This window comes from Nocardia sp. NPDC050793 (assembly GCF_040654065.1).
Classification (GTDB): domain Bacteria; phylum Actinomycetota; class Actinomycetes; order Mycobacteriales; family Mycobacteriaceae; genus Nocardia.
Map to the genome: position 1 here is coordinate 201041 of NZ_JBFAHG010000006.1, position 12386 is coordinate 213426.

Genomic DNA, 12386 nt, shown 5'->3' on the forward strand with positions numbered 1-12386 from the left:
GGGCACCCGAAACGGGCGCGATCGATGTTCGGCGGGCGGGCGCGTTGCCGCCCCCATGTGAATGAGTTCTGTGATTTTGTGAGGTGGTAGAGGTATGACCAGCACGGTTCGGACACGGCCCGTCCGTACGCGCAGGCAACGTGTCACCACCCTGCCGCAGCTCATGGCGTCGGCGGTCGAGGCGGTTCCCGACGGTGTCGCGGTGGTCTTCGCCGACGCCGAGGCCACGCTCGGCACGCTGACTTACGCCGAGCTCGACGCGCGATCGACCCGGCTCGCCCGCCTGCTGCTCGACCGGGGCGTCGGCCCGGGCGATCTGGTCGCCGTCGGGGTGCCGCGCTCGCTGGACTCGGTGGTCGCGGTGTGGGCCGTCGCCAAGACCGGCGCGGGCTTCGTACCGGTCGACCCGAACTATCCGGCCGACCGCGTCGAGCACATGGTGTCCGATTCCGGCGCGGTGCTCGGCCTCACCGTCGCCGCGGTGCGCGAACGGCTGGCCGACCGGGTCGAATGGCTGGTCGTCGACGCGCCGGAGTTGCCGCTGGCGGAGTACTCGGCCGAGCCGGTGACGCACGCGGATCGCTCCCGCGCGGTGCGCGCCGAGGACGCCGCCTACGTCATCTACACCTCCGGTTCCACCGGCCTGCCCAAGGGCGTCGTCGTCACCCAGGCGGGGCTGGCGAGCTTCTGCGAGGAACAGCGCGAGCGCTACCGCGTGACCAGCGCGTCGCGCACACTGCATTTCGCCTCGCCGTCCTTCGACGCCTCGGTGCTGGAGCTGCTGCTCGCGCTGGGCGGCGCGGCCACCATGGTGGTCGCCGCGCCGACGGTGTTCGGCGGCGAAGATCTCGCCGCGCTGCTGCGGCGCGAGCGCGTCACGCACGGCTTCATCACCCCGGCCGCACTGGCCTCGGTCGACCCGGCCGGACTCGACGAGCTGCGCGTAGTGGTCGCGGGTGGTGAGGCATGTCCGCCGGAGCTGGTGCGCCGCTGGGTGCTGCCGATCTCGCAGGGGCGCGTCCGCGAGTTCTTCAACGGGTACGGCCCGACCGAGACCACCATCATGACCAATATCAGCGACCCGCTGACGCCGGGCGAACCGGTGACGATCGGCGCGCCGATCCGCAACATCACCGAGTTCGTGCTGGACGAACGGCTGAATCCGGTGCCGAGCGGTGTGGTCGGCGAGCTCTACATCACCGGCGCGCAGCTGGCCCGCGGCTACCATCGCCGCCCGGCGCTGACCGGCGCCCGCTTCGTGGCGAATCCGTTCGAGCCGAGCGGCTCCCGGCTCTACCGCACCGGCGACCTGGTGCGCTGGACGTCGACCGGCGCGCTGGAGTACCTGGGCCGTAACGACTTCCAGGTCAAGGTGCGCGGCTTCCGCATCGAGCTCGGCGAGATCGACGCGGTGCTCGCCGCGCACGAGAGTGTGGACTTCGCGGTCACCGTCGGCCACGAACTCGACAGCGGCACTATGATTCTCGCCTCCTACGTGCACGCCGCCTCCGGTGCCGTGGTGGACACCGCCGAGCTGACCCGGTGGGCCGAGCGCAGTCTGCCCGCGCACATGGTGCCGACCACGGTGATGGCGCTGGACGAGATCCCGCTGACGCCGGTCGGCAAGCTGGACCGGGCCGCGCTGCCCGCACCGGTGCTGGAGCACAAGGAGTACCGCGCCCCGGAGACGGCTGTCCAGCGGGTGCTGGCGGAGGTCATCGGAGAGGTGCTCGGCGCGGACCGGATCGGCCTCGACGACGACTTCTTCGCCCTCGGCGGCGACAGCATCACCTCCATCCAGGTGGTGTCCAGAGCCCGTGCGCGCGGGGTGATCTGCACGCCCCGTGACCTTTTCGAGGCGCGCACCGTCGCCACGCTGGCCGAACTGGCGCGGTCCGGCGAGCCCGCCGCCGAGACCGACGACCTCGCGACCCGCGAACTGCTGCGGCTCGACGAGGGCGAACGGGCGCGGCTCGCGGCCACTCATCCCGGCCTGCAAGACATCTGGCCGCTGACACCGTTGCAGTCCGGCATGCTCTTCCACGCACTGCTGGCGGAATCCTCGATCGACGCCTACATCACCCAGTTCGTCATCGATCTGGGCGGCGCGGTCGATCAGGACCGGCTGCGCGCCGCCGCGGCGGGCGTGCTGGAGCGGCACCCCAATCTGCGCGTCGCCTTCGCCGAGGACGCGGAAGGCAATCCGCTCCAGATCGTGCTGGACCATGTCGAATTGCCCTGGCAGTTCCTCGATCTCGCCGACGAATCCGATCCCGCCGTGGCGCTGGAGCGAGTCGTGGCCGCGGATCTGGTGCGGCGCTTCCCGATGGACGTCGCGCCGCTGCTGCGGTTCGCGCTGATCCGTTCCGCGCCGGACGCCTACCACCTGCTGGTGACCGCGCATCACATCCTGATCGACGGCTGGTCCATGCCGCTGCTGATGCGTGACCTGCTCACGCTCTATGCGCTCGGCGCGGACGGCGCACGGCTGCCGCAGGCCCGCCCCTACCGCGACTACCTGGCCTGGCTCGACGCCCAGGACGCCGAGGCGAGCCGCGCCGCGTGGCGGACCGCGCTGGCGGGTGTCACCGAACCGACGCCGCTCGCGCCGGTGGACCCGGCCCGCGAGATCGCCTCGGGCGTCGGCGTCGTCGAACTCGGGCTCTCCGAAGACGAGACCGCCGCGCTGGGGAAGCTCGCGTCGGAGGCCGGGGTCACCGTGAACACGGTCGTCCAGGCGGCCTGGGGCCTGCTGATCGGGCGCAGCACCGACCGCGACGACGTCGTGCTCGGTGCCACCGTGTCCGGCCGCCCGCCGCAGCTGGCGGGGGTCGAGACCATGGTCGGCCTGTTCCTCAACGCGATCCCGGTCCGGGTGCGGCTGCGCGCCACCGACACGGTGACCGATCTGCTGCGCGTGCTGCAATCGGAGCAGGCCGCGCTGCTCGATCACCACTACATCGGATTGAGCGAGATCCAGCAGATCGTCGGCGTGGAGGGCCTTTTCGACTCGCTGGTGGTCTTCGAGTCCTTCCCGATCGACCGGGAGGCGCTGAGCGCCGCGGCCGGGATCGTGGACGGCATGACCGTCACCGGCGCCACCGCGGTGAACGGCTCGCACTATCCGCTGACGGTGATGGTGATCCCCGACGGCGGCCTCCAGCTCTCGTTCAAGTACCTGCGCGACGTGTTCGACGAGGACGCGGTTCACACACTGGCGCAACGCTTCTCGGCGCTGCTGCGCCGCTTCGTCCGAGACCGCGACACCCCCGTCGCCGCGATCGACGTACTCACCGACACCGAGCGCGCGGAGCTGGCCGCCCGCAACGCGACCGACGCGCCCGATCTGCTCGACGGCGCGACGCTGATCACCCTGTTCGACGCCCAGGTCGCGCGCACCCCCGACGCGCCCGCCGTGCGCTTCGGCGAGGAGACCCTGAGCTACGCGGAACTGCGGCAGCGTTCCCTGGCGCTGGCGGGTGAACTGGTCGATCGCGGTGTCGGACCGGAATCGCTTGTCGCGGTGGCCATGCGGCGCTCGATCGAACTGGTTGTCGCCGTCTACGCGGTGCTGCGGACCGGCGCGGGGTATGTGCCGATCGACCCGGACCATCCGGCCGAACGCAGCGACCATGTGCTGGCGAGCGCCGCGCCGGTGTGCGTGCTGACCAGGACCGCGGACCGGTTCGACACCGCCGTTGACCTGCCGCTGCTCGCGATGGAGACGATGGAAGGCCGCGCGATCGTGGAAGCGCCGCCGGTGCGCCCCGGCAACGTGGCGTACGTGATCTACACGTCCGGCTCGACCGGCAGGCCGAAGGGCGTGGTCATCACGCACCGGCAGATGGTCAATCAATTCCGTTGGGCGCAGGGCGTGTACCCGCACGGTCCCGGCGACGTGGTGCTGCACAAGACCCCGATCACCTTCGACATCTCCACCTGGGAACTGTTCTGGCCGCTGCAAGCCGGCGCCACGGTGGTGATCGCCGAGCCGGACGGCCACCGCGATCCGGCATACCTGGGCCGGGTCATCGAGGAATTCTCGGTCGGCACAGTGCATTTCGTGCCATCCATGCTGGACGCCTTCCTCGAGAGCGCGACCGGTGCGTATCCCACGCTGCGGCACGTCTTCGCGGCGGGTGAGGCGCTGTCCACCGAGACCGCGGCGCGCTTCGCCGCCGCGCTGCCCGGCGCCCACCTGGCCAACTGGTATGGCCCCGCCGAGGCCACCGTGGTCACCTCGCACCCGGCCGCCGATGCCGCCGGTGTCGCGGTGCCGATCGGCGCGCCGGTCGCCAACACCCGCGTCCACGTGCTCGACCGGCACCTGCGCGAGACACCCCTTGGCGCGGCAGGCGAGCTCTACGTGGCGGGCGTGCAGCTGGCTCGCGGCTACGCGGGCGCGCCCGCGCTGACGGCCGAGCGGTTCGTCGCGCATCACGACGGCACGCGTCTCTACCGCACCGGCGACGTGGTGCGCTGGCGCGTCGACGGGCCGACTCCCGCGCTGGAGTACTTGGGCCGCAGCGACTTCCAAGTCAAACTGCGCGGTCAGCGCATCGAGCTCGGCGAGATCGAGGCGGTACTGCTCGGCCACGACTCGGTGCAGCGGGCCGCGGTCGCGCTGGTGCGCGGCGGCGCGGGGGACCGGCTGGTCGCCTACGTCGTCGCGGCGGCGGGCGCGGCGATCGATGACGCGGCACTGCTCGCGCACGTCCGCGCGACGCTGCCGTCCTACATGGTGCCCTCGGCCGTCGTAACGCTCGACGCCTTCCCGTTGAACGCCAGCGGCAAGCTCGACCGCAAGGCGCTGCCGCAGCCGGAGTTCGCGCGCCGCGCCTACCGGGAACCGGCCACCGAGCTGGAGCGCGCCGTGGCCGGAGTGTTCGCCGAGGTGCTCGGGCTGGAGCGGGTCGGCGCCGACGACGACTTCTTCGAGCTGGGCGGCAATTCGCTCGTCGCGACCAGGGTGGCCGCCCGGCTCGGCGCGGTGGTCGGCGCCAGGGTGCCGGTGCGCAGCGTCTTCGAATACCCGACGGTCGGTGAATTGGCCTTCGCGGCAGCCGAATTCGTCGGCAACGGGCACGCGCGGGTGGCGCTGACCGCCGGGCCGCGACCCGACCCGGTCCCGCTGTCCCTGGCCCAGCAGCGCATGTGGTTCCTGAACCGCTTCGACACCGGCTCGGCGGTGAACAACCTGCCGGTGGCCGTCCGGCTGACCGGCGAGCTGAACGCCGACGCGCTGCGCCAGGCCATCGCCGACCTGGTCGCCAGGCACGAGACCCTGCGCACCCGCTACCCGGCGGGAGCGGACGGCGTCGCGCGGCAGGAGATCCTGCCCGCCGATCAGGCGACGACCGAACTCCTGTCGCGGACCGTCGCGCCCGTCGCGCTGCCCGCACGCATCGCCGAGGTGGTCGGCGCGGGATTCGACGTCACCGCCGAACCGCCCTTCCGCGCGGAGCTGTTCCAGGTCGACGGGACCGACGAGCACGTGCTCGTGGTCGTCGCGCACCACATCGCCGCCGACGGCTGGTCCATGGGGCCGCTGACCCGCGACGTCATGCTGGCCTACGCCGCCCGGTGCGCGGGCCGCGCGCCCGAATGGCCGCCGCTGCCGGTGCAGTACGCGGACTTCAGCGTGTGGCAGCGCGCGGTGCTCGGGGCGGAGACCGACCCGGAGAGCCTGGTCTCGGCGCAGATCGCCTTCTGGCGTGACACGCTGGCCGGGCTGCCCGACGAGCTGAGCCTGCCCGCCGACCGGCCGCGGCCCGCCGCGCAGTCCTTCGCGGGCGCCACCCACACCTTCACCATCGACGCCGAGCTCGCCGACCGCCTCGCGGGCCTGGCCGCCGCGCGCAACGCGACGCTGTTCATGGTGCTGCACGCGGCGCTCGCGGCACTGCTCGCACGGCTCTCGGGAACCGAGGACATCGCCATCGGCACACCGGTCGCGGGACGCGGCGAGGCCGAACTCGACGACGTGATCGGCATGTTCGTCAACACGCTGGTGCTGCGGAGCGCGGTGCCGGGCGAATCGGGCTTCGGCGAACTGCTCGACCGGGTGCGTGAGGCCGATTTGGCTGCGTTCGCACACGCCGACCTGCCGTTCGAGCGGTTGGTGGAGATCATCGACCCGGTCCGTTCCACTGCGCGGCACCCGCTCTTCCAGGTCATGCTGTCGGTGCAGAACCTGCCGGAAGCCTCCTTCGAGCTGCCCGGTCTGCGCGTCGAGGGTGTCGACTTCGACATCGACACGGCCAAATTCGATCTCATGCTGGCCGTGCGAGAGTCGGGTTCCGCGCTGCACGCGGAGTTCTCCTATGCGCGTGACCTTTTCGACGAGGACACGGTACGCGGCTTCGCCGAGCGCTTCGTCCGGCTGCTCGACGGCGTCACCGCCCGGCCCGACACCGCGATCGGCGATATCGATCTGCTCGCCGAAGCCGAACGCGCCCAGCTGCTCTCGGCGTTCACCGCTCAACCCGAGTCGGTGGAAATCGAACCGGCACCGTCCGGCCGGGTTGCAACCGAGAACCGTCCGGCCGCAACGCTTGTCGACCTGTTCGGAGCGCAGGCCGGTGCAACGCCGTTCACCACCGCGATCATCGATCGCGCCGCGTCGGGCCAGCGGGAGTGGACCTACGCCGAATTCGCCACCCGCGTCTACCGTTTGGCGCGCAGGCTGGTCGACGCGGGCGTCGGCCCCGAGACGCTGGTCGCCCTCGGCATGCGTCGCTCGGTCGACCTGGTCGTCGCCATGTACGCGGTGCTGGAGGCGGGCGGCGGCTACCTGCCTCTGGACCTCGACCAGCCCGCCGAACGCGTCGGATACGTGCTCGACACCGCGAAACCGGTGTGCGTGCTGACCACCGCGCGCGAGTATTTCGACACCGCGCTGCCGACGATCACCGTCGATTCCGAGGACCTGTCCGGCTACCCGGCCACGCCGCTGACCGACGCCGAGCGCCGCGCTCCGCTGCGCGGCGCGCACCCGGCGTACGTCATCTTCACGTCCGGCTCCACCGGGCGGCCGAAGGGCGTCGCCGTGTCGCACGCCGCGGTGGTGAACCAGATCCGTTGGCTCACCGCCGAATACCGCATCGGCCGCGCCGACACGGTGCTGTTCAAGACCCCGGCCACCTTCGACGTCTCGGTGTGGGAGTTGTTCGGCTCGCTGGCGACGGGCGCGCGGCTGGTCGTCGCCACACCGGACGGGCACCGCGATCCGCAGTACCTGGCCGAGACCATCGCGGCCGAGCGCGTCACGGTCACGTCGTTCGTGCCCTCGATGCTCACCGTCTTCGCCGGTGCCGCGCGGCCCGAGGCGCTGACCTCGCTGCGCGCACTGCTGGTGGCGGGCGAGGCCTTCACCCCCGAGGTGGTGACCGCCGTGCGGCGCGTCACCGGCGCCGCGCTGCACAACCTGTACGGACCCACCGAGTTCACCGTGCACGCCACTCACGCGGCGGTCGCCGACGACGTCACCGGCGCGGTGCCGATCGGTGCGCCGGTGTGGAACGCGCGGGCCTACGTGCTGGACGCGCGGCTGCACCCGGTGCCTGCCGGCGTCGCGGGCGAGCTGTACCTGGCGGGTGATCAGATCGCGCGCGGCTACCTCGGCCGCCCCGATCTGACCGCCGACCGCTTCGTCGCCGACCCGTTCGGCGGGCCCGCCGAACGCATGTACCGCACCGGCGACCTGGTGCGCCGCGGACCGGACGGCGCGCTGACCTACCTGGGCCGCACCGACTTCCAGGTGAAACTGCGCGGCCTGCGCATCGAGCTGCCGGAAATCGAATCCGCCTTGCGCGCCGACGATTCGGTGGCACAGGCGGTCGTGGTGGTGCGCTCGGACCCGCACACCGGAGATCGCCTGATCGGCTACGTCGTGCCCGCCGCGGGGCGGACGGTGGACGTGGCGGCGGTCCGCGAGGGCGCGGCCGCGCTGCTGCCCGCCTACATGGTGCCCGCCGCGCTGGTGGTGCTGGACGAGATGCCGCTGAACCCCAACGGAAAGCTCGACCGCAGGGCGCTGCCCGAGCCGGTCTTCGAACAGGCCGTGTTCCGCGCGCCGAGCACTCCGGTGGAGCAGGTCGTCGCGGGCGTGTTCGCCGACGTGCTCGGCGTCGGCGCGGCGGGTGAGCACGCCGGTCGGCTCGGTCTCGACGACGATTTCTTCGCGCTGGGCGGCAATTCGCTACTGGCCACGCAGGTTTCGGCCCGGCTTGGCGCGGCGTTGGACACCGCGGTGCCGGTGCGGCTGCTGTTCGAGGCATCCACGGTGGCGGCGCTGGCGGCGCGCGTCGAGCGGCACGCGGGCGGGGGAGGGCGGCCCGCGCTGGTGGCGGGCCCGCGCCCGGAGCGGATTCCGCTTTCGCTCGCCCAGCAGCGTATGTGGTTCCTCAACCGCTACGACCCGTCCTCGCCCGTCTACAACATCCCGGCCGCCGTGCGGCTGACCGGTGACCTGGACGTGGCGGCGCTCGTCGGGGCGATCGGCGACCTGATGGCAAGGCACGAGGTTTTGCGGACGGTCTATCCGTCGACCGAAGAGGGTCCGGAGCAGCGGGTGCTGCCGCTCGACCAGGCGCTGCCCGAGGTGGTCGTCGAGCCGGTGAGGGCGGAGCGGCTGCCGGAACGGGTGCGCGCGGTGGCCGCCGCCGGGTTCGACGTGACCGCCGAGGTGCCGCTGCGGGTGGCGTTGCTGCGCGTCGAGGACACCGAAAAGACCGAGCACGTGGTGGTTTTCGTGGCCCATCACATCAGCGCCGACGGCTGGTCGATGGGTCCGTTGACACGCGACGTGATGACGGCCTACGCGGCACGGGCAGCGGGGTATGCACCGGAGTGGGCCCCGCTTCCGGTGCAGTACGCCGATTTCAGCGTCTGGCAGCGCGCGGTGCTCGGCTCGGAATCCGATACAGAGAGCCTGATCTCGGCGCAGGCCGGGTATTGGCGCACCGCCCTGGCGGGTGTGCCCGACGAGCTGAACCTGCCCGCCGACCGGCCGCGGCCCGCGACGCCGTCGTTCGCGGGCGGTCGCGTCGCGTTCGAGATCGACGCGGACGTGCATCGCGCGCTGGCGGAGCTGGCGCGTGCGGAGAACGCGACGCTGTTCATGGTGGTGCACGCGGCGTTGGCGGTGCTGCTCGCGAGGTTGTCCGCCACCGAGGACATCGTGATCGGCACGCCGGTGGCCGGTCGCGGTGAGGCCGCCTTGGACGACGTGATCGGCATGTTCGTGAACACGCTCGCGCTGCGTACCTACGTCTCGGGCGCGCACAGCTTTGCCGAGCTGCTGGCGAGCGCCAAAGAGACGGACCTGCAAGCCTTCTCGCACGCCGACATGCCGTTCGAGCGCCTCGTGGAGATCCTGAATCCGCCGCGCTCGACCGCGCGGCATCCGCTGTTCCAGGTCTCGTTGTCGTTCGCGAACCTGCCCGGCGGCGAATTCGAGCTGCCCGGATTGCGCATGAGCCCGGTCGATCTCGCCGACGACACCGCCAAATTCGACCTCGCGCTGATCGTGCGGCCGACCGGCGGCGCGGAACCCGGCGGCATGTTCGCCGAGTTCTCCTATGCCCGTGACCTTTTCGACGAGGACACGGTGCGAGTCTTCGCGGACCGGTTCGTGCGGTTGCTGCGCGCCGTCGCGGCGGACCGGCACCGGCCGGTCGGAGACCTGCCGCTGCTCGACTCCGCCGAATACGACCTGCTCACCGGTATGAGCGGACCGGAGGCTCGTTACGCCGGTCTGCTGCCGGAGCTGTTGGCGGCCGGCGCGGCGCTCGATCCGGAGCGAACCGCGGTGCGGGTGGACGGCCGCTCGGTCAGCTACCGGGAGCTGGACGAGTTCTCCTCGCGGCTGGCCAGGGTGCTGATCGCGCACGGCGTCGGTCCGGAACGGATTGTCGCGCTGGCGTTTCCGCGCTCCTACGAGATGGTGGCGGCGTTCTGGGCGGTGGCCAAGGCGGGCGGCGCGCACGTGCCGGTCGATCCGGCCTACCCCGAGGACCGGATTCGGCACATGGTCACCGACTCCGGCGCGGTGGTCGGTCTCACCGGTTCGGCGCACCGCGCGGCATTGCCCGCCGACGTCGAGTGGCTGACCCTGGACGATCCGGTGTTCGCGGCGCGGGTCGCCGCGGAATCCGGTGCGCCCGTCGCGCCGGAGGAACGGCTCGCGCCGCTGCACCCGAGCCATCCGATGTACGTCATCTACACCTCGGGTTCCACCGGAAAGCCCAAGGGCGTCACGCTGACTCACGGCGGCCTCGGTCTGCTGGTTGGATTGGCCACGGACCTGTACCGGCTGGAATCCCGGCATCGGTTCCTGCACATCTGCTCGCCGAGCTTCGACCCGTCGGTGCTGGAGTGGGTGTGCGCGGCGTACGCGGGCGCGACGCTGGTGGTCGTGCCGCCGTCGGTGATCGGCGGCGCCGAGCTCGCCGAGTTGCTGCGCACCGAACGCGTGACGCACACCATCGTCACGCCAGCGGTGCTCGGCACGGTCGACCCGCTTGGCGTCGAAGACCTCGAGGTGCTGTCGGTGGGCGGCGACGTGACCTCGCCGGAGCTGCTCGCCAAGTGGCAGCCGGGCCGGGAGTACGTCAACGCGTACGGTCCCACCGAGGCCACCGTCATGACCACCTACGGCGCGCAGCTGCCCGGACGGCACATCACCATCGGCAGGCCCGTGCGCGGGATCGCCGCGTATGTCCTCGACGCGCGGCTGAACCCGGTGCCGCCGGGCGTGGCCGGTGAGCTGTATCTGGCGGGCGCGGCGTTGGCGCGGGGCTATCACGGCAGGCCGGGCCTCACGGCGGAACGGTTCGTGCCGAATCCGTGGGGCGCGACCGGCGACCGCATGTACCGCACGGGCGATGTGGTGCGCTGGTTCGCCGAACCGGGGGAGCGCGCGGGCAATGCCGCGGTCGGCGCGATGGATTGGCAGCTGGATTTCGCGGGGCGTTCGGACTTCCAGGTGAAGATCCGCGGGCTGCGCATCGAGCTCGGCGAGATCGACGCGGTGCTCGGCCGCCACGAGGATGTCGAGTTCGTCCTCACCCTCGGCAGGGAAACGCCCGCCGGGACCACCGCCTTGGTGTCCTACGTGCTCGCCGCGGCCGGTCGCCGGATCGACCCGGCGGCGCTCACCGAGCACGCGGCGCGCAGCTTGCCCGGATACATGGTGCCCGCGGCCGTCGTGGTGCTGGACGAGGTGCCGTTGACGCCCGTCGGAAAACTGGACCGGCGCGCGCTGCCGGAACCGGTGTTCCAGCAGGCCGTGTTCCGCGCGCCGTCGACGCCGCTGGAGGAGGCGGTCGCCACCGTCTTCGAGCAGGTGCTCGGCGCGGAGCGGATCGGCTTGGACGACGACTTCTTCTCCCTCGGCGGCACCTCGCTGCTGGCTACCCAGGTGGTCGAGCGGCTGCGGGCTCGTACCGGCGCGGAGCTTACGGTGGCGTCCTTCTTCACCGATCCCACCGTCGCGGGGATCGCGGCGCAGGTCGCCGCGGCGCTCGAGGCCGGGCACGACTACGACGCGAACGCCGAGAGCGCGCTGCGTGTGCTGCTGCCGATCCGGGCGGGCGGTACCCGTCCGCCGGTGTTCTGCCTGCCGCCGATGTCGGGCATGTCATGGACCTACGCGGGTCTGGCCCGGTTCCTGCCCGCCGACCAGCCGATCTACGGACTCCAGTCGCCCGCGCTGACCGAGCCCGACTACCGTCCGGTCGCCGCGGCGGAGATCGTGCGCCGCTATGTCGCGGAGATCAAGGCGGTCCAGCCGGAGGGACCGTACCGGCTGCTCGGCTGGTCGCTCGGTGGAGTGCTCGCGCACGCGGTGGCGATCGACCTGCAAGCCGAGGGCGACAGGGTGGACCTGCTCGCGATCCTGGACAGCGCCCCCGACGTGGACATCGCCGACTTCCACGCCGAGATCAGGGAGGGCTTCGAGGCGCTCGGCATCACCCTGCCCGCCGAACAGGACCTCGCCGAACTCGACGAAACGGCGCTCGCGACGCTGGGCGAGGCGCTCACCTGGGACTCGGCGGTGCTCACCGCCGAGCGCATCGGCGGCATCTACCGCGGCGCGTTGCGCACGGTGGAGATCGCGACGGCCGCCAGGCCCGGCGTGTTCGAGGGGCGTGTCGATTATTTCCGCGCAACGATCCCGGACCCGAACGGCCGGGGCCACGGCGGTGCGCCCGCGTGGGAGCCGCACGTGTCCGGCGTGATCGAGGTGCACCCGATCGCGTCGACGCACCGGGCGATGACCACCCCTGAACCGCTCGCCGAAGTGGGACCGGTGCTCGCGGCCCTGCTGGACGGAAATCGGTGACACAGTACCCGGCGGTAACGTGGCTGACGGTAGCCTCTGC

General features: G+C 71.8%; 1 protein-coding gene. It reads left to right on the top strand.

Annotated elements, in window-relative coordinates:
* The first annotated feature begins 94 nt into the window (after positions 1 to 94).
* Entirely contained in the window at positions 95 to 12346 is a 12252-nt protein-coding gene (locus AB0H50_RS22415) for an amino acid adenylation domain-containing protein (protein ID WP_357455789.1), read from the top strand.
* The last annotated feature ends 40 nt before the right edge of the window (positions 12347 to 12386 follow it).